Consider the following 19,980-nt stretch of genomic DNA (forward strand, 5'->3'; position numbering starts at 1 on the left):
CATGGTCGCGCATCCCGTCTCCGATTTCCTGAGCAACAGCGCGGCCTTGTGCGACGCGGTGTTGCGCTTGCGCGGAGCGGCGCTGGCCGAGGAGCTGGGACGCATCGTGCGCAGCGTGATGGGCAGTCCGCTGGGCGAGTTCCTGCCGGCCGACAGCCACGCCATGCTGCTCAAGCCGCCGGTGATCGAAGTGCTGGCCGCCAATGACGACGCGGTGCCCAGCCTGACCCAGGACATCCTGTTCGACGACGAATATTTCGGCCGCTTCGTGGTGTCCGGGCGTGAGCGCTACAGCGCGCTCGACCGCGAGCACCTGGCCAGCCTGGCCAACCTGGCCGGCAGCGTGTTGCAGGTGCACGCGCTGGCGCAGCGCTCCACCCACGCCTACGTGCAGGTGGAATCGCAGCTGCAGCACCAGGCGCAGATCCTCGACCACATCCACGAGTCGGTGCTGACCATGGACATGAGCGGCTTCATCATCAGCTGGAACAAGGGCGCGGAGCGCCTGTTCGGCTACAGCTCGGTGGAAGCGGTGGGGCGCAACATCCTGTTCCTGTACGACGACGAAGACGAAAGTTTCGACGACACCTTCCTCGAGCAGGGCGGACGCCTGATGGAAGTGCGGCGCAAGAAAAAATCGGGCGAAGTGTTCTGGGCCAGCCTGTCGCTGTCGCCGCTGCGCGACATCAACGACCGCGCCATCGGCCTGATCGCCTACCTGACCGACATCACCGAACGCAAGATGGCGGAAGAGCGCATCCACCACCTGGCCTACTACGACGCGCTGACCAACCTGCCCAACCGTTCGCTGCTGACCAAGCTGGTCGACCAGGCGCTGACCGTGGCCCAGCGCAGCAAGCTGCACGGCTGCGTGCTGTTCATCGACCTCAACCGCTTCAAGCTGATCAACGACACCCTGGGCCGCAAGATCGGCGACGAGCTGCTGTGCGAAGTGGCGCGCCGCTTCCGCGCCGTGCTGCGCGACCAGGACCTGGTGGCGCGGCTGGGCGGCGACGAATTCGCCGTCGGCCTGTTCGACATCGGCCAGCATTTCGAGGCCAGCATGGTGGCGCAAAAGCTGCTGGGCACGCTCAACACGCCGATCCTGATCGACGGCCACGACCTGCGCGTGGGCGGCAGCATCGGCATCAGCGTCTACCCGCAGGACGGCGGCGACGCCGAGACCCTGCTGCGGCTGGCCGACATCGCCATGTACCGCGCCAAGCAGGAGGGCGGGGCGGAAGGCGACCACGTCGCGTTCTACAGCCAGGACATGAACCAGGGCATGCAGGAGCGCATGCGGATCGAATCGGGGCTGCGCCATGCGCTGGGCCACGGCGAGCTGCTGCTGCACTACCAGCCCAAGTTCAGCATCGACAGCGGCAAGATCATCGGCGCCGAGGCGCTGGTGCGCTGGCGCCATCCGGTGCGCGGGCTGGTGCCGCCGATCGAGTTCATCCCGCTGGCCGAGGCCACCGGGCTGGTGGTGCAGGTCGGCGAATGGGTGCTGGAAGCGGCCTGCGCGCAGGCCAAGCTGTGGAAGGATGCAGGCTTGCCGCCGATACGGCTGGCGGTCAACGTGTCGGCGCGCGAGTTCACCTCGACCTTGCCGGGACGGGTGCAGGAGACGCTGACGCGCTACGGGCTGGAGCCGACGTGGCTGGAGCTGGAGATCACCGAAAGCACGCTGATGAACAACATCGACCGCGTGATCGGCATCATGGACCGCATCACGGCGCTGGGCGTGACCTTGTCGCTGGACGATTTCGGCACCGGCTATTCGAGCCTGTCGTACCTGAAGCGCTTCCCGATCGACACCTTGAAGATCGACCGCTCGTTCACCATCGGCATCCCAGGCGACGCCAACGACTGCGCGATCGCCAACACCATCATCAGCATTGCGCAGCAGCTCAAGCACAAAGTCATCGCCGAGGGCGTGGAGACGGTGGAGCAGCTGGCGTTCTTGAAGAATTCGGGCTGCGACGAGGTGCAGGGCTATCTGTTCTCGCGGCCGCTGGAGGCGGAAGCGTTCGAGCAGGCGCTGCGCGAGAACTGGACGCCGGGGCAGGCCAGCCGGGCCGCCTGAGTTGCATGGACGAAAAAAAAACAGACCGAGGTCTGTTTTTTTTTGCTGGTGCCGGACGCCGTTGGCGCCGGCGGAGCATTATGCCTTGCGGCGACGGGCCATGAAGCCTACCAAGCCCAGGCCGGCGATCATCATCGCGTAGGTTTCTGGTTCAGGTACTGGGGTTGCGACCAGCGACAACGAACCGACGAAACCTTGGGTGTTGACCAGTGGCGTACCGGTCACGGTGATGTGGTGTAAGGTGTTGGTCAGTGTTGGCATCAGCAGCTGCCAGTAGTCGACACCGTTGTTGCCGAAGGTCAGGTTGAGCACCGGGAAGAAACTGTGGCCGTCCAGGCTGACGCCGGTAACGTCATAGCCGGCGCCGCCGGTGAAGTTAGCCGACACTTGACCGACAAAATTGCTGGTGCTGGCGAAATGGGTCAGGTCCAGATCAAAGGTGTTGGAGGTAGCGTAGCCGGCGAAGGTGCCCGAGTAGGAGTTAGGCGCCGCCGCTGGGTTCAGGACGATAGCGGTGTTTGCCGAAGCAACTGCGGAAGCAACCAGCAGCGCCGCTGCCAGGATGGTGGATTTAAAGTTCATGGATTCCCGTCAATTCTGTTGGGTTAGGATGCGATAAATTTCCGCAGGGAGCTATTTCTCGTGTGAAAAATAGTTTCAATTAATTACCAACTTGCATAGTATCCAAGCAAAGCAAATATTGCAACTTGTTTTTCAAAAAAACAACTGTATTGTAAATTTGCAACTTTCTTGGTGGGGAGGGGGGCGGTTGTGATGGGTTGTTGTCTATGCGGTATAACAACGGGAGGGTTTTGGCACCCAGTCGGGGGTGAAATCTGTATAATGCTGCACACTTAGGAAGCGTGGCCGAGTGGTTGAAGGCACTAGTCTTGAAAACTAGCGACGGGTTAAACTGTTCGTGAGTTCGAATCTCACCGCTTCCGCCAGGAAATAAAAAAACGCCAGCCAGACCGCGCTCAAGATCGCGGTCGGTGCTGGCGTTTTTTTATTTCCTGGCGGAAGCGAGCAAGGCCCCTGCGGGCCTTGCGTGTGAGATTCGAAGGGCATGGCCCTGCAGGGCCATCCCGCTCCGAATCGTCCGACTGCTGCCGCTGCGCGGCAGCCTCGCGCGCCGAGGGCGCGCGGTGCGTGCATACTCTAACTCTCACGGTGAGCAGACCGGCGGCTCGTCAAAAATTTCCCATTTTCAATTCCAAGACGCAATAAATGTCCGGTTGCCGGAACAGATCCCGAATCGCGCGCGAACCGCGCGAACCGCGAACTGCGCAGACCCCGAGTCGCGCTGGACGGAAGCGGTGATATTTGAAGGGTTAGGCTTGCAAGGCCGGTCCGCTCCGAATCGTCTGACTGCTGGGCGCGTAGCGTCTAGTTCAACGCGCCGAGGGCGCATATTAAGGGCTCAGCTCATATGGAAATGTCGTATCTCTGCCCCTAGCACGTGCTCGTGGGGGAGTTGCATAGGTTTAACGTGCGCTCTATATGGGCACCATCTGCGGTCCGCCTTTCGGGCCAGTCATTGAGCTGGCTGATAGCCTCAGGTTTGCGTTTACCGGGTTCGAATTGCGTGCTGAAAGTACAGCGGCATCGGAGGTGGAGCAAGTGTGGCTCGTCATTCTGCAATCCAGTATAGGCTGGCAGGTGCCGAACGATTTATGACTGAGCAACCGACGGGCTGCGACGGTGCGCTCAGTATTTTGAGTGACGGCTAAAGGTGATTCAATTGTTTATGCAAGCATCTTGGGATAAATAATGCTTGCATTAAGTTGCGAGCACGACATATGATGCAAGCATATAACCCACTGAGGATGCTTGCATGGCAACCAAACCCAAAGATCAGACAAAAGCCGCTGGTGGTATTGCTCGCGCAAGTGCGCTTTCCCCTGCTGAGAAAAGTGCAATAGCAAAGAAGGCCGCAACAGCGCGGTGGGGACCTAAGCCGCTGCAAGCTACTCACCGAGGGAATTTTCAGGATGATTTCGGTATTGACGTTGACTGCTACGTTCTGAACGATGAACACAAAACTGCTGTGATTAGTCAGCGTGGTATGGGCTCAGCAATCGGCTTGGTCGGTGAGAGTGGTAGCCGGTTACCAGCGTTTGTGAAGGGCAAAATAATTTCGCAGTACGTAGGACGTGAACTAGGGGATAAGCTGGCCAACCCCCTTATTTTTCAAGGGGTGGAGGTAGGTGCTAACTCGCCCACGAAGTCGCAAACTCACGGCTATGACGTTACGATCCTGATCGATCTCTGTAAAGCCATTATCAACGCTGAGTCTGACGGAAAGCTGCTGAAAAGTCAGGAGGGCATTGCTAAACAAGCGCATATCATCTTGAGCGCATCAGCTAAGGCTGGAATCAAGGGCTTGGTCTATGCACTGTCTGGCTATGATGCCACGCGAGCCGAAATCATTACGGCGTTCAAGCAGTATGTCCAGCAGGAGGCCAAAGAATATGAAAAGGAATTTCCACCGCAGCTTTACGAAGAATGGTACAAGCTGTATGAACTGCCGAAATTTGAGCGCGGCCGCCCTTGGGAATTCAAGAGGCTGACGCTCAATCACATATACTTCCCACTTGCGAAGAGTAACGGTAAACTACTTGAGCTGATGCAGGTAAATAAGGCCGCGAGCGGCCAGCGGACGGCGAAACTTCACCAGTTTTTGTCTGAAATTGGAACCCGCGCTTTGCGGATTCACATGGGGAGGATCTTGGAGATGGTCGAATCTTCCAAGACTAAAGAAGAGTACGAGAAGAAGATTCGTGAACGCTTCGGCGATCAAAAGGAGCTGGATTTGTAGCAAGCCCTTTCGAAATCCATTTCCACAATCAGCTTAGCCTCTCATTAGCTCTCAAGCTTTGAGTAACAAAATTAAGCGCTGGTGTGGAATCGAACTTGTAGTAAGTCATTGATCTTACATGTGTGATTCATAGACATCATTTCAATTAAAATGGTGTCATGAACGACGATATCCGAAAGCGGCTACGATGGGTTCAGTTGTACGAGGAACTCGGCAACGCAGGCGTTGTGTGCCTGCGTTGCGGCATCTCGCGGCCGACGCTGCGCAAGTGGTGGGCGCGGTATCAAGAACATGGAGAAGCGGGTCTGCAAGAGGAAAGCCGCCGGCCTAAGTCGTCCCCATTCAAAAAGGTTCTGCCAAAGCATGAGCAACTGATTGCAGACCTTCGCAAGCGAAAACTAGGGCATCGTCGGATCCAAAATGAACTGCGGCGCTTACACGAAATTTCGCTATCCACCGCGACGATCCATAAGGTCTTGGACCGCATTGGCAAGCCAATACTGAATCACAAACGAGCCTACAGAAAACAGGTCATCAGGTACAGCCGGCCCATACCAGGCGACCGTGTGCAGATGGATGTCTGCAAGATCGCTCCTGGCATCTATCAGTACACGGCCATTGACGACTGCACGCGCTATAAGGTGCTGCGCCTCTACCGCCGCAGAACGGCGACCAACACGATGGATTTTTTGGATGCAGTGATCGAAGAAATGCCGTTTCCGATTCAGCGAATTCAAACAGATCGGGGGCGCGAATTTTTCGCTACAAAATTCCAAGAACGGCTACTGGAATGGGGCATTAAATTTCGCCCCATCAAGCCAGCATCGCCCCACCTTAATGGCAAAGTGGAGCGGTCTCAGCGCACAGACCTCGACGAGTTCTATTCCACCGTCGATATCAAAGATCCCTTGCTTCCCGACTTGCTGGCTGAATGGCAGCAATACTACAACTGGGATAGGCCGCACAGCTCCCTTAATGGCAAGACACCTATCGAGCGCTTCACCGAGCTCTCAGACAAGACGCCGCTCGGAGAGGAAGTTATTGCCAAATTTGACCCCTCAAAAGAGCGTATCCAGGAACAGAATTACCGTGCCGAACTGGCGCTACGAAAATTGAAATGATGTCCGTGAATCGCACATCTTACAGTATTTGTTCGTGGACTTCAGAACTGTCGACGGTGTGAAGTCGTTTGTGATATCTGAAAGGCCGGGGTTGCAAACCCAGCCCTTTCCGAATCTCCAGATTATTCTTCGCGAGTCGCCAATTAGGTCAACGTATTGTTTAGGTGAGATGGAAACCATCCTACAATGCACTTGTTTGTGGTCGCGTCCCAGCAAAAATAAATGCGCATACAGTACCTAGGGTCTCTGCCACCACCTCGCGTCAAATGCCATTCCGTTGTTAATTTCCGTGCGTCGTAGTCAAGCTGGTAGTCTGGGCTCTTGAGCGTCGACATCCCGCCAGCAAATTCCATATGCAGATTGGCTTGATTTAGCGCCAGGTCCAATGTTCGGCGCGCTTCTGGCCCTGCACTCGACTGCTTGGAATTGTAGAATTCGTTGGCTAGGATAGTAAGCGCGGTATAGATATGCTCAGGCGTATCATAGGTGCTTTTTTCACACTCCCGCAATGCGCGTGCAGCAATGTGCAACCGTTCTCGAACATCGCTATTTTCATACCACGACCTGACTTCGGCTAAGGTTTCGGGAAAGCAGTTTTCGGTAGCACTCCCTTCGTCGTTAACCTGAGATTTACTGGCTTGCTTTTCAAGCTGGTATCGCAAGCTGCGGACAGTACTCTCCAGCTCTTGGTATTTATCTTGGAGTTGTTGTACTTCACCTGCCCATGTGCGACTCTCATCGCGCTCTTGACGCAGCTGAACCGTCAAGGCCGCTAGTTCTTCTTCATACATCGCAGCAAGAGCTTCAGAATCTTTGTTTGCACGAGAGGCGGTAATCGCTTCGCGGCGTTGCAACCCCGCCTTAATTCGCAGTGCAGTTTCGAAGTTGGAGTGACGATCTATCCAAGCTGGCGAGTTGATAGATGATTGAACTGCACCGCGAATTGCCCAAGCCTCAATTCCCTCATCGGAATCTGTACGTTGTTCTCGTTGCATAAGCAGTGGGGCGTATAGGTATCCGCGATTCAGCGGTAGGTAAATGCGGCTGGCCCCGCCGTACACATTCAATTTTGGTGGCATTAGTTCGCGCCACCGATACGTCAATTCATTGCGCATTGCCACAGCAATAGCGATGCCCTTGGTCTCTTCTGCGATAACCCTGATATCTGCGGGCCATCCGTCGCCGTCTGGAAGTTCGGATATAACGATAAGCGGAATTACGCGGTCTGGATTGTTGACGAATGCTGCAAGTTTTACCAGTTCCTCTGTGGTAGTAATAACACTGCCACTGTAGCTAAGGGGGAGGGCGGCGTGACAGGCCCCTCGGTCAGTGAGGTGCTTCGCCAAGCGTGGTATGGATTGTGGTGCACCGGCAGTTTCTAAGCCGAAGACAGATGTGCGCAGGCCAAATACGACCTTGTCGGCCGTCCTGGCAACTTCCAATTCGATAGACCAAGTACGAGAAGCATCGGGATCTGGATGTTCAATCTTAGCGGAGAAAAGTGTCTGCACGCCATCCACGGGAGCATTGATCGTGACCCAAGCGAAGCAGTGGCCGGGTGGGTGATAGTCGTTTTCGCTTGCCACCAGAACCTGCGCTGGAATTACTTGGCCGAACGATCTTCGATATGTTCTGGCTATCCATTGTTTGCAGGCCTCCATCACGGAGTCAAAGTCTTGTGGAGGGAAGTCTAAACTTACCCGTAGCAACGGCTTCCAGGTAAGGCCTTTTTGATGGACGAGACCGGCGGCTTGGTTGTCATAAAGTTGTCCTTGTTGGATAGTTAGTTACTATCCTATCCTGTTTTTTCGTATAGAAACTATCAGTAAAGATTTTTTGGCATGTTTGGGAACTAACCGATGTGAAGCAGGCTATCCCGTCTGCCAAACTCATCGAGGCAGGACCCGACCTGGTCGGACTTACCGACATTGCGGACGTGGTTGGTGTCACGCGTCAAAACATGCGAAAACTAGCGATGAATAATTTCGACACTTTCCCCGTGCCTGTCCACGCGGGCAGCTTGTCCTTGTGGCATTTGGTCGATGTGCTTCATTGGATGAGAAGAAAAGCTGCGTACAACATCGCTCCTGGCGCCCTTGAAGTTGCGGAAGCTGCGAAGCAAATTAATCTAGCCAAAGGCGCCAAGCAAATTGAGCCTGCGACTGCAGACGTGATGCAGGCATTATTCGTCTAAGATTTATCCGTATCCGCAAGCCCACCTTGAAGCGCCCGATGAAGTTGTGATATTTTCATGATTTCCATGCGAGGAGCGGTCGATGAACAGATATCGTTGGTGGCTGGCGTTGATCTTCACCATATACGGCGCCGCCGCCTGGGCCGACGGCCAGACCTTCCGCATTCCCACCCGGCCCGGCGTCGAGACCAGCGTCTACTGGGAAGCGCAGCAGGGCGCCAAGGCCACGGTGTTCCTGTTCACCGGCGGCAACGGCGGCTACGGCAAGGTGGTCGACGGCAAGCCCACCAGCCACAACTTCCTGGCCCGCAGCGTGGCGCTGTTCCTGGCCGACGGCTTCAACGTCGCCATCTTCGGGCTGCCCAGCGACACCCCCGCGCTCGACTACAGCGACCGCGTCAACCCCAAGCACCTGGCCGACGTGCGCGCCGCGCTGGACTTCGTGCGCGGCAAAAGCCCGGCGCCGGTGTGGCTGGTCGGCACCAGCCGCGGCACGGTGTCGGCCGCCTACGTCGCCATCGCCAGCGTGGACGATCCCGGCATCGCCGGCCTGGTGCTGACCTCCAGCGTGACCGCTTTCAAGAAGGAGGGCGCGGTGCCGACGCAAAACCTGGCCGCGCTGAAACTGCCGGTGCTGGTGGTGCACCACGCCAGCGATGCCTGCGCGATCTGCCGCCCTTACGAAGTGGACTGGATCATGAAGGGCCTGAAAAACGCCCCGCTCAAAAAACTGCTGATGATCACCGGCGGCGCCAACCCCAGCGGCGACCCGTGCGAGAGCTACCACTACCACGCTTACATTGGCCAGGAGCAAGAAGTGGTCGACCGGATGTCGGCCTGGATGCACAATCCTGCCAATTGATGATTTGACATCAAGACTGGCGCACCCGATAATCGACGCTCCGCCATATGCCGAGACGAGCCCATGGGTACCGCGATAGACAATACCGAAGTGTTGAAAGACTGGTTCCTGCGCAGCGGCGTCCACACGCCGCTGCACACCTGCATCGGCCCCTTGCCCAGTTCCAAGGCTTCGATCGTGCGCTGGAGCAGCAACCAGCCGGACGCGATGATCCAGACCATCAGCTCGCATCCCAACGATTACCGCATCGCCATCATGCTGGAGCCGGTCGACGCCCGCATCTGGCTGCACGGCCAGCCGGTGTGGGGCGGGGTGATCGCGGCCGAGCGTTTCCGCATCTGTCCGCCCAGCGGCTCCAGCCAGTGGAGCCGCCTGAGCAGCTGCGACATCGTCAACCTGTTCGTGCCGGCCGCGTTGATCGACAACCTGAACGCGCAGCGCGAAACCCCGCTGAGCCTGGGCGCCCAGCAGTTCACCTCGGACCGCCACGTGATGGAGCTGGTGCGCCGCATGCTCAACGGCGACGCCATGGCCGGCCCGCTGCAATCGCAGTACTGCGACGGCCTGATGGTGGCGCTGCTGAGCTATCTGCTGGAGCACTACAGCCGGCCCGCGACGGCGCCGCAGTCGAGCACCCTGGGCGGCGGCCGCCTGCGCCGCGTGCTGACCCACATGGGCGGCAACCTGGCCACCGGTGTCAGCAACCGCGACCTGGCGGCGTTGTGCGGCATGAGCGAGGCGCATTTTTCGCGCGAGTTCCACCTGGCGCTGGGCCTGCCGCCGCACCGCTACCTGATGAAGATGCGGCTGGAGCAGGCGCGCACCATGCTGCTGGCCGGCGGCCGGGCGATGGCCGACATCGCCGAAGCCTGCGGTTTCCACGACGCCAGCCATCTGTCGCGGACCTTCAGCCGCCATTTCGGCACGCCGCCGGCTCGCTTCCGCCAACAGCGCGGAAGTTAATTTCTCAGCAGCCGGCGCGAGAAACTCACCGCCGCCCCCAGCGCGGCGAAGCCGCCCGCCACCACCAGCGCGTACACGGTGCCGCGCGTGTCCGACAGCGTGAAGCAATACGCCACCAGCGCCGCGCCGGTGGCCTGGCCGCTGAGGCGGGCGGTGGCGACGATGCCGCTGGCGCTGCCGGAGCGCGCGTGCGGCGCGCTGCCCATGATGGCCTTCATGTTCGGCGCCTGGAAAAAACCAAAGCCGACGCCGCACAGCGCCATGCGCCAGCCGATGTCGAACACCGAGGCGTCGGCCGCCATCCCGCTCAACAGCAGCACGCCGGCGCACAGCAGCAGCAGGCCGATGCCGCCCAGCGTGCCGGCGTTGTAGCGGTCGCTCAGCCGGCCGGCCACCGGCCCCATCACGGCCACCAGCGCCGGCCACGGCGTCATCAGGAAACCGGTGTCGATCGGCGAGCGGCCCAGCGTGTGCTCGAAGAAAAACGGCAGCGACACGAAGGCCAATCCCTGCACCGCGAAAGTACAGAAGGCCGTCAGCGCCGACAGCGCGAACATCGGATTACGGAACAAATCCACCGGCAGCAGCGGCGCCGCATGGCCGCGCTGGCGGCGCAGCAGCAGCACCCAGCAGACCGCCGCACCGGCGATCTCGGCCGGCAGCCGCTGCGGCGCCGTGCCATGGGCGGCGTCGCCCAGCGCCAGGATCAACAGGCCGAAGGCGCCGACGTTGTACAGCGCCGCCGGCAGGTCGACCTGGTGCGTAGCGCGCGGCGTTTGCGGCAGTGCCTGGTAAGCGGCGCTTAGCGCCAGCAGCCCCAGCGGCACGTTGATCGCGAACAGCCATGGCCACGACGACAGCGACAGGATCAGCGAGGCCACGGTCGGCCCCACCGCGAACGCCACCGCCACCACCAGCGCGTTGGTGCCGAAGCCCTGGCCCTGGCGCTGGGGCGGGTAGATGGCGCGGATCAGCGCGGTGCTGACCGCCATCATGGCGCTGGCGCCCAGCCCTTGCAGCAGCCGCGCCGCCACCAGCGACGGCAGCGACCACGCCAGCGCGCACGCCAGCGAGGCCGCCGTGAACACCACCAGCCCGCCAAGCGCGACGCGGCGGTAGCCGGCGATCTCGCCCAGCGCGGCGAACGGCAGCAAGGTCGCCACCATCGCCAGCTGGTAGGCGTTGACGATCCACACCGACGCCGCCGGCGTCGCCTGCAGCTGCTGCGCCATGGCCGGCAGGGCGGTGTTGGCGATCGCCGTGTCCAGCGAGGCCAGCGCCACGCCGGTCATCAGCGACAGCATGGCCCACAGCCGTTCGGCCGGCGGCAGGCCGGCGTCGGCCACGGCGTAGCCGCCCACCGCGCTCAATCGCGCACCACGCCGGACGGGCCGATGCGCTCGGCATTCGGCACGTCGGACATGCGGATGCGGATCAGGTGGCGGCGTTCGTCCACGTAGGTGGTGCGGCCGTGCAGCATACGGTGGTTGTCGGCCCACAGCAGGGTGTCGGTGGACAGCTGCTGCTTGAAGCGCGGCGCGCTGTGCTCGGCCACCTCGTTCATCAGCGCCAGCGCCTCCACCAGCGCCGGCGTGCTCAGGTCGGGCCGCACGGCCAGGCCTTTCTGGATCGCGTCATAGCGCCAACGCAGCGTGAAGCGGTCGCCGTCGCGGCCCGGCGGACCGAACACCGGCGCCACGTGGTGCTCGATGGAAGTCTCGCCGGCGGCGTACACGGCCGGCACGCGGAACGGCACCGGCGTGTTGCACAGCAGCTCGTAGGCGGTACGGCCGGCCGCAGTCTGCTGCAAGGTCTGGTAAATGTCCTCGCCGTCGATCAGCAGCGAGTGGCCGCCCTCGCAGTCGGCCGCCTGCACCACGTACAGGATGAACTGCTCTTCCGGCATCGGATAGAACGAGGAATCGGTGTGCATGTCGGCGCTGCCGACGCGCTCGGAAAAGGTGGTGAAGCGGGCGTCGCTGTGCGTCTGGGGCCGCGATTTGACGTCCCAGGCCACGCGGCCGGTGCGCTGGTCGGTGGAGGTGGGGTAGCCCAGCATCAGCGTGATCGCGTACAGCGCGGCGTTGCGGCGCTCCTCGCTCAGGCCGTGCAGGCCGAGACCGGTCAGCGCCACGCCGTTGGTGCCCAGGCCGCGCAGCTGGCGCGTCAGCCGGCGCAGCGCGCCGACCTCGCCGAGCTCGGCGCGCAGGGCCACTTCTTCCGGATGGGCATAAAATCCGTTTTCATTAAAATCATTAAACCGCTGGCGTAGTATTTCATATATGGTATTTAAATCACTTCCCCACGATATATCAGCGGGAGAAATGGTGACATTCTCACTTTTATTTAATGACGTGGGCATAATACTTCCTTTTATATAATACCTGGTGGGCGGCGGAGTGCGTGGCGTATTTTAATGCCCTGCGGCGGCTTCATCTGTTGTTTTAATGGGCGCTGGAAACTATAATTTCCGCCTTTGTCATTATGAAAATGCTTAGAAAACAAGGTGTTGCGAATCATCAACAATGCGATAAACCCTGCCGCCTGCTGGGCGCCGGATGCGCTATGATTTGAATCTGACCCACGCCGATTTGCCGAAGTTACTATCAAATTAAACGTTTAAGGACTAGCATAATGAAATGGTTTAATTCGCTACGTTTGGCGCAAAAACTGGGGCTGGCATTCTCCCTGGTATTGGCTTTGACCGTGCTGGTGGGGGTATTTTCCATTTGGGAGCTATCCCAGGTTAATAATACGTCCAAGCGGTTTTCGGCACGCTGGATGCCCAGCATCCGGGTGATCGAAGACATCAAGTCGCAGATCGCCCGCATCCGCACCCGTGAGCTGCAATACATCATTTCCACCAGCCCGGCGGACATGGACAAGTACGACCAGGTGATCGCCAAGGACCTGGTCGACCTGAAGAAAATGCAGGACGACTATGTGGCGCTGGCCAGCAGCGCCGAGGAACAGGCCATGTACGGCAAGTTCGTCGACATGTGGGCGCGCTACATGCAGGAGGATGGCAAGATCCGCGCCGCCGCCCGCGCCAAGGACGACGACCAGGCCAAGGCGCTGATCCGCGGCGAATCGAACAAGCTGATCGTGGCTCTGCGCGGCCAGGTCGACCAGCTGGTCGAGTTCTACACCGAGGGCGGCAAGCAGGAGGCGATCGAGGGCGACCAGCGCTACGCCTCGTCGCGGCTGTGGATCCTGGCGCTGATGGCCGTCAGCGTGGTGTTCGGCGCCACCGGCGCGCTGCTGATCACGCGCTGGCTGACGCGCAGCCTGGGCGGCGAGCCCGACTATGCGACCGACATCGTGCGCCAGATCGCCGCCGGCGACCTGGGCGTGACGGTCGAGACCCGCGCCGGCGACACCAGCAGCCTGCTGTTCGGCATGCGCACCATGCGCGACAACCTGGAGAAGATCGTCGGCGAGGTGCGCGGCGCCACCGGCGTGATCGCCAGCGCCTCCGGCCAGATCGCCGCCGGCAACCTGGACCTGTCCTCGCGCACCGAGCAGCAAGCCAGTTCGCTGGAGGAAACCGCCGCCTCGATGGAAGAGCTGACCTCGACCGTGCGCCACAACGCCGACAACTCGGCCCAGGCCAACCAGCTGGCCACCGTGGCCGCCAGCGTGGCGCAGAAGGGCAGCGCGGTGGTGGCGCAGGTGGTCGATACGATGGGCGCGATCAATACGTCGTCGCGCAAGATCGCCGACATCATCGCCGTCATTGACGGCATCGCGTTCCAGACCAATATCCTGGCCTTGAACGCGGCGGTCGAGGCGGCCCGCGCGGGCGAGCAGGGCCGTGGTTTCGCGGTGGTGGCGACCGAAGTGCGCAACCTGGCCCAGCGCTCGGCCGCGTCGGCCAAGGAGATCAAGGACTTGATCGGCGAATCGGTCGGCCAGGTGGACATCGGCAGCAAGCTGGTGGCCCAGGCCGGCGCGACCATGAACGAGGTGCTGGAAAGCGTGCAGAGCATGGCCGGCGTGATGGCGGAAATCACCCACGCCAGCCGCGAACAGACTGCCGGCATCGAACAGGTCAACCAGGCCATTTCGCAGATGGACACGGTGACCCAGCAGAATGCCGAGCTGGTGCAGCAGGCGGCGTCGGCCTCGCAGGGCTTGCAGGACCAGGCCGCCACGCTGTCGCAGCTGGTGAGCGTGTTCCGGCTCAAGGACGGGGCGCGCGGCGGCCCGGCGGCGGCGCGTTCGGCGCGCGCGCCGAAGTGGCCGGCGCTGAGCAGCGCGGTGCGTTAGCAGCGCGGGCGCTGCCGTGGTCAGCGCCCCACAGTTTGCGCTGCGGCATGGGAATGCCAGCAGAAAAGTACCAAAACAGCAGTCCTGTCCGTGACCTGAGCGCGGCGACAAAACACACTCCGTGACAGTTGCAGTATTTCATCAAACTGTCATACCACGGAGTGTCACATGTCGCCTATTCGCCCTATCGTTCGTGCCGTCGCGCTGTTGTGCGCCGGCGCGGTTCCCCTGACCGCCGCCGCGCAGACCAGCGCCGAAGCGAGCACCGCCAGCACCGCCGCGCCGCCGCGCGTGGAAATCACCGGTTCGCGCATCAAGCGTGTCGACGCCGAAACCGCGTCCGCGGTGCAGGTTATCACGGCCGAGCAGATCGCCCGCTCCGGCGCGGCCACCGTCACCGACGTGCTGCGCGATCTGCCGGCCGGCAATACCGGCGGCTACACCGCCGAGGGCACGCCGGGCCAGGCCTTCGGCTCGGCCGGCATCTCGCTGCGCGGCCTGGGCGCGGGCGCCACGCTGACCCTGATCAACGGCCGCCGCGTGGCGCCGTTCGGCTTCGGCTCGGCCTCGTTTGTCGACACCAATTCGATCCCGGTCGAGGCCGTCGAGCGCATCGAGGTGCTGCTGGACGGCGCCTCGGCGATCTATGGCGCCGACGCCATCGGCGGCGTCATCAACATCATCCTGCGCAAGAACTACGAGGGCCTGGCGCTCAAGGTTTCCGGCGGCACCTCGGCCTACCACGATGGCAACACCGGCGACATCGGCCTGACCTACGGCAAGGGCAACCTGGCGCAGGACGGCTACAACTGGCTGCTCAGCCTGTCCCATCGCGACACCAGCCCGGTGCTGGTCAACGCCCGTCCGCGCACCAAGGACGCCGACTTCCGCCGCTTCGGCCTGGCCGACCGCCGCTCCTCGTTCTCCAGCAACGTCTACACCGCGTCCGGCACCAACGGCGGCGCCTTCCTCGGCATCCTGGGCGACTGCCCGGCGCTGGTGGACGCCAGCTCGCCGCTGAACGGGCGCTGCATCAACGACAACACCACCGCCGTCACGCTGCAATCGAAGAGCCAGCGCGACAACGTCTACAGCGCGCTGACCTACGACCTGGGCCAGGGCTGGGAAATGTTCGGCGACGCCGCGCTCAGCCGCAGCCGCCAGGCGTCCAGCATGTACAGCTACGCCACCAATTCCTACGGCGCCTACACCAACGACCTGCTCGACAAGCACGGCCTGTACGGCAACGCGCCGGGCACCACCATCAGCTACCTGCTGCTGCCGGCCGGCCATCCGCAGAACAAGTGGGGCCAGACGGTGGGCGTGCGCTACGTCTTCAACGACGTGCCGACCACCATCAGCAGCGAGAGCCGCAATATGCGCGCCACCCTGGGCGCACGCGGCACGCTGGGCAAGTGGGACCTGGAAGCGGCGGCGATGTTCTCGCGCTCGCTGACCGACACCCGCTACCGCGGCTATATCCAGGACAAGGTGCTGATCAACGACGTGCTCGACGCGGACGGCCTGGTGCGCAACAGCTTCCTGCTGCGCAACCCGGGCGGCAACGATCCGGCGCTGATGGCGCGCCTGTATCCGCAACTGGACAACCACGCCGACACCAGCACCAGCAGCGTCGACGTGCACGGCAACCGCGAGCTGTTCGCGCTGCCGGGCGGCCAGCTGGCTATCGCCGTCGGCGCCGAGTACCGCCGCGAAAAATTCGACGCCGCGCCGGACCCGCTGTTCACCGACGGTTCCATCCAGCTGATCGGCATGACCGGCGCCAGCGGCTCGCGCAGCGTGGCCGCCGCCTACGGCGAGCTGTCGGCGCCGGTGCTCAAGACGGTGGAGCTGAGCCTGGCCGCGCGTTCCGACCGCTACAGCGACTTCGGCTCGGCCTTCACGCCCAAGGTCGGCGCCAAATGGAGCGCCTTGCCGCAGCTGGCCTTCCGCACCACCTACGCCGAGGGCTTCCGCGCGCCGTCGCTGCCGGAGCTGCATGCGGGGAACACCAACGGCTACACCAAGGTGCTCGATCCCAAGCGCTGCCCGGTGTTCAGCACCACCAACGATGACTGCGAACGCTACGTGGCCTTCACCACCGGCGCCAATCCCGACATCCAGGCGGAGAAATCCAAGAGCGTGACGATAGGCTTCGTGGCCGAGCCTGTGCCGGGCTGGTCGTTGTCGGTGGATGCGTACCACATCAAGCGCCGCGACGAGCTGTCCACCATCAGCTCCACCTACCTGCTGGAGCATGAGGCGCAGTTTGCCGACCGCATCGTGCGCAACGCGGTCAGCGGCAAGCTCGATCACCTGAGCCTGATCACGGCCAACCTGTCGTCCACGCAGACGCGCGGCGTCGACGTCGATGCGCGCGGCAGCTTCAGCGTCGGCCAGTGGGGCCGCGTCTCGCTGACGGCCAGCTACAACCGCATGAACAGCTACCTGAGCACCGACGTGCCGGGCAACGATGCGGTCGACTACGTCGGCTACTACGGACTGCCGAAAAACCGCGGCCGTGCCGGCGTGGCCTGGGACCGCGGCCCGTGGGACGCCAGCATCAACTGGAACTACGTGGGCGGCTATCTGCTGAAGAGTTCGCCGGATACGGTCTGCTCGTTTGAAGCGGCCACGCCGCAGTTGTGCAACGTGCACTCGTGGCTGACGGCCAGCGCCTATGTCAGCTACAAGGGTTTCCGCAACCTGGAGCTGTCGATGTCGGTGCAGAACCTGGCCAACAAGGAAGCGCCGATGGACGCCAGCCAGATCGCCTACCTGCAAGGCTACAGCCCGTCCTACCATAGCCAGCTGGGCCGCTTCGTGCAGCTGACCGCCAGCTACAAGTTCAAGTAATCAACCCAGGCGCCGGCCCTGTGCCGGCGCCGTTTCCAGAGTCTCCTCATGTCCTGTCACCGAATTCTTATTGCGCTGAGCGCGCTGCTGCTGTCCGCCTGCAGCACCCTCGCGCCCATCGATCACAACAACGATGCGCTGCGCATCGAATGCCATTGGGACCTGCAATACCCAAGCGTGGCGCCGGCCGACGCCACGCTGGCGCAGCTGCGCGAAACGGCCACGCGCCGCCTGGCCGCGCTGAACCTGAACGCCCAGTGGGAATTGAACAGCGAAGGCGCCAGCGCCGAAGCCTTCACCGACAGCGAGCCGGACCGCCAGCGCCTGCATCGCCTGCTGAGCGTGGTGTTGCCGGGGATGGAGCGTTATCCGGCTTCGTTCTTCGCCAACGTCCGCCTGCACAACATCGTGCTGGTGAAGGAGCTGGCGGTGGCCGGCCAGCGCCGGCTGGCGATGCCGATGGCCGAGGTCGACAGCGTGGCCTATGCCGACAACAGCGCCAAGCTGTGCCCGGCCGGCATGGAGATGCGCGTGCATCACGAGTTCTACCACTTCATCGACTACCGCGAGCACGACGACTACTACCATGCCGATCCGGCGTGGCTGGCGCTCAATCCGGCCGGGCTCACCTACGGCAAGGGCGGCGCCACGTTTTACGGCAAGAACCTGCAGGACGTCGGCCACGCCAAGCCCGGCGTGGTCAGCCTGTATTCGAGCTACGGCCAGGAAGAGGACAAGGCCGAAACCTTTGGCTGGATGATGACGCCAGATTACGCCGCGCGGCTGGACCTGTATGCGATGCAGGACGCCAGCGTGGCCGCCAAGCTGCGCCATATGCGCGAACAGTTCCGCAAATACAGCCGGCCGGCGGAGATGAGAAATAATTAATTGTTGGGCTTGTAATAGGTTCAAGCAGCCGCAGCTTAGGTCGGTCATTTCTTAAAAAGTGCTTAAGATGAAACGCTACCCGTTGTGGAAGTACATCGTGATTGTGATCACGGTGTTGTTGGGCGCGCTGTACACCGCGCCCAATTATTTCGGCCAGTCGCCGGCGCTGCATATCAGCAGCGGCAAGACCAGCGTGCGCGTGGGCGCCGAGCTGGTGGGCAAGGTCGAGAGCGCGCTCAAGCTGGCGCAGGTGCCGAGCACCGGCATCGCCTACGACAGCGACCACGCCGCCGTGCGCGCGCGCTTCGCCGATCCCGATACCCAGTTCCGCGCCAAGTCGGTGCTGGAGAAAAGCCTGAACGCCGACACCGCCGATCCGCAATACCTGGTCGCGCTGAACCTGCAAGCCGATACGCCGAAGTGGCTGCAGAGCCTGCATGCGCTGCCGATGTACCTGGGGCTGGACCTGCGCGGCGGCGTCCATTTCCTGATGCAGGTCGACACCAAGGCCGTGCTGGACAAGAAGCTGCAAGGCGTGCAGGCGTCGGTGCGCAGCGTGCTGCGCGACAAGGCCGTGTTCCATGGCGGCATGGCGCGCGTCGGCAATACCCTGGAAATCAGCTTCCGCGACGAGGCCACGCGGCAGAAGGCGAAAGACCTGATCGCCGGCCAGGGCGCCGAGCTGCTGCTGGCCGAGGCGAGCGATGGCGCGCAGCTGAAGATCGTCGTCACGCTGAAGCCTGACGCATTGAAGCAGACCATCAACGATGGCGTGACGCAGAATATCGCCACCTTGTCCAAGCGCGTGAACGAGCTGGGCGTGGCCGAGCCCATCATCCAGCAGCAGGGGCCGGACCGCATCGTGGTGCAGCTGCCCGGCGAGCAGGATGTGGCGCGGGCGCGCGCCGTCATCGGCCGCACGGCCACGCTGGAAGTACGCATGGTCGACGAGAGCATCACGCGCGGCACCGAAATGGGCGCGGCGATCCCGCTGAACTCGCAGCTGTACACGGTGGGGCGGGGCGCGCCTACCGTGCTGTACAAGGACGTGGTGCTGACCGGCGACTACATCACCAGCGCCACCGCCGGCCTGGACGAGAACCAGCAGCCGGCCGTGTTCATCGACCTCAACACGGCGGGCGGGCGCAAGATGTTGGCCGCCACCAGCGACCGCGTCGGCAAGCACATGGGCATCGTGCTGATCGAGAAGGCCGGCAAGCCGGAAGTGATTTCGGTGGCCACGCTGACCAGCGAGTTGAGCGCCCACTTCCGCACCACCGGCGTCGGCACCGCGCAGGATGCGGCCGACCTGGCGCTGATGCTGCGTTCGGGCGCGTTGTCGGCGCCGATGGAGATCGTCGAGGAGCGCACCATCGGTCCGCAACTGGGCGCGGAGAACGTCGCCAAGGGTTTGCATTCGACCATGTACGGCTTTGCCGCGATTGCCGTGTTCATGATCGGCTACTACATGCTGTTCGGTTTGTTCAGCGTGCTGGCGCTGGCCTGCAACCTGTTGCTGTTGCTGGCTTTGCTGTCGCGGATGCAGGCGACGCTGACCCTGCCCGGCATTGCCGCGATCGCGCTGGCGCTGGGCATGGCGATCGACGCCAACGTGCTGATCAACGAGCGCATCCGCGAAGAGTTGCGCGGCGGCGCAACGCCGCAGCAGGCGATCGCCACCGGCTTCGACCGCGCCTGGGCCACCATCCTCGACTCCAACGTTACCACCCTGATCGTCGGCGTGGCGCTGTGGGTGTTCGGTTCCGGGGCGATACGCGGTTTCGCGGTGGTGCACTGCCTGGGGATATTGACGTCGATGTTCTCGGCGGTGTTCGTGTCGCGCGGCGTGGTCAACTTGTGGTACGGGCGGCGCAAGAAACTGTCGTCGCTGGCGATCGGCACGGTCTGGCGCGGCAAGTAAGT

At 62.1% G+C, this 19,980-nt stretch carries 13 protein-coding genes, 1 tRNA gene and 1 pseudogene; 11 read left to right on the forward strand and 4 right to left on the reverse strand.

The features are described 5' to 3' along the window. Position 1: 1 nt before the first annotated feature. The gene (locus tag RUGAMON1_RS21310; protein WP_445232415.1) at positions 2-2,086 is read left to right on the forward strand and encodes a putative bifunctional diguanylate cyclase/phosphodiesterase; all 2,085 of its coding nucleotides are present in this window, start codon (positions 2-4) and stop codon (positions 2,084-2,086) included. A gap of 78 nt (positions 2,087-2,164) precedes the next feature. Here the strand turns inward: RUGAMON1_RS21310 and RUGAMON1_RS21315 are convergent. After that, positions 2,165-2,638: pseudogene (locus RUGAMON1_RS21315) on the reverse strand (FxDxF family PEP-CTERM protein); the annotation flags it as partial. A 305-nt stretch (positions 2,639-2,943) separates the two neighbouring features. Between RUGAMON1_RS21315 and RUGAMON1_RS21320 the strand changes: the two are divergent. The 3 genes from RUGAMON1_RS21320 (at position 2,944) to RUGAMON1_RS21330 (ending at position 6,025) form a co-directional block, all read left to right on the forward strand. Beyond that, positions 2,944-3,033: transfer RNA gene (locus RUGAMON1_RS21320), tRNA-Ser, on the forward strand. Positions 3,034-3,920: 887 nt separating this feature from the next. Then, positions 3,921-4,904 (forward strand): P63C domain-containing protein, encoded by a 984-nt coding sequence (locus tag RUGAMON1_RS21325; RefSeq protein ID WP_445232416.1) that lies wholly within the window; start codon positions 3,921-3,923, stop codon positions 4,902-4,904. Between the two features lie 158 nt (positions 4,905-5,062). Next, positions 5,063-6,025 carry an IS481 family transposase gene (locus tag RUGAMON1_RS21330; RefSeq protein ID WP_445232417.1) on the forward strand — a complete coding sequence of 321 codons (963 nt, stop codon included), beginning with the start codon at positions 5,063-5,065 and terminating at the stop codon, positions 6,023-6,025. Between the two features lie 143 nt (positions 6,026-6,168). On the opposite strand, the gene RUGAMON1_RS21335 is transcribed toward RUGAMON1_RS21330, so the two are convergent. Further along, positions 6,169-7,611, reverse strand: coding sequence for a hypothetical protein (locus tag RUGAMON1_RS21335; RefSeq protein WP_445232418.1), 1,443 nt, complete (start codon positions 7,609-7,611; stop codon positions 6,169-6,171). A 275-nt stretch (positions 7,612-7,886) separates the two neighbouring features. On the opposite strand from RUGAMON1_RS21335, the gene RUGAMON1_RS21340 reads away from it, so the two are divergent. The 3 genes from RUGAMON1_RS21340 to RUGAMON1_RS21350 all read left to right on the forward strand — a co-directional run bounded on the left by RUGAMON1_RS21340 (position 7,887) and on the right by RUGAMON1_RS21350 (position 10,044). Next, positions 7,887-8,219 (forward strand): helix-turn-helix transcriptional regulator, encoded by a 333-nt coding sequence (locus RUGAMON1_RS21340; RefSeq protein WP_445232419.1) that lies wholly within the window; start codon positions 7,887-7,889, stop codon positions 8,217-8,219. 82 nt (positions 8,220-8,301) lie between these two features. Further along, positions 8,302-9,081, forward strand: a complete 780-nt coding sequence (locus RUGAMON1_RS21345) for an alpha/beta hydrolase (protein WP_445232420.1) — start codon at positions 8,302-8,304, stop codon at positions 9,079-9,081. A 63-nt stretch (positions 9,082-9,144) separates the two neighbouring features. Then, entirely contained in the window at positions 9,145-10,044 is a 900-nt protein-coding gene (locus RUGAMON1_RS21350; protein ID WP_445232421.1) for a helix-turn-helix domain-containing protein, read from the forward strand. Here the strand turns inward: RUGAMON1_RS21350 and RUGAMON1_RS21355 are convergent. Both RUGAMON1_RS21355 and RUGAMON1_RS21360 read right to left on the reverse strand, forming a co-directional pair. Then, positions 10,041-11,348: an MFS transporter gene (locus tag RUGAMON1_RS21355; RefSeq protein WP_445232479.1), complete on the reverse strand. Its 1,308-nt coding sequence runs from the start codon at positions 11,346-11,348 to the stop codon at positions 10,041-10,043. The genes RUGAMON1_RS21350 and RUGAMON1_RS21355 overlap by 4 nt on opposite strands. Positions 11,349-11,410: 62 nt before the next feature. Further along, positions 11,411-12,259, reverse strand: coding sequence for a TauD/TfdA family dioxygenase (locus RUGAMON1_RS21360; RefSeq protein WP_445232422.1), 849 nt, complete (start codon positions 12,257-12,259; stop codon positions 11,411-11,413). Positions 12,260-12,678: 419 nt separating this feature from the next. On the opposite strand from RUGAMON1_RS21360, the gene RUGAMON1_RS21365 reads away from it, so the two are divergent. The 4 genes from RUGAMON1_RS21365 (at position 12,679) to secD (ending at position 19,978) form a co-directional block, all read left to right on the forward strand. Further along, positions 12,679-14,313, forward strand: coding sequence for a methyl-accepting chemotaxis protein (locus tag RUGAMON1_RS21365; RefSeq protein WP_445232423.1), 1,635 nt, complete (start codon positions 12,679-12,681; stop codon positions 14,311-14,313). 168 nt (positions 14,314-14,481) lie between these two features. After that, positions 14,482-17,169 (forward strand): TonB-dependent receptor plug domain-containing protein, encoded by a 2,688-nt coding sequence (locus RUGAMON1_RS21370; RefSeq protein WP_445232424.1) that lies wholly within the window; start codon positions 14,482-14,484, stop codon positions 17,167-17,169. Between the two features lie 48 nt (positions 17,170-17,217). Continuing rightward, complete coding sequence (locus RUGAMON1_RS21375) at positions 17,218-18,057, forward strand: hypothetical protein (RefSeq protein ID WP_445232425.1); 840 nt, start codon at positions 17,218-17,220, stop codon at positions 18,055-18,057. 67 nt (positions 18,058-18,124) lie between these two features. Further along, positions 18,125-19,978 carry a protein translocase subunit SecD gene (gene secD, locus RUGAMON1_RS21380; RefSeq protein WP_445232426.1) on the forward strand — a complete coding sequence of 618 codons (1,854 nt, stop codon included), beginning with the start codon at positions 18,125-18,127 and terminating at the stop codon, positions 19,976-19,978. Positions 19,979-19,980 lie beyond the last annotated feature (2 nt).

This window comes from Duganella rhizosphaerae, from assembly GCF_040364205.1.
Classification (GTDB): Bacteria; Pseudomonadota; Gammaproteobacteria; order Burkholderiales; family Burkholderiaceae_D; genus Rugamonas; species Rugamonas rhizosphaerae.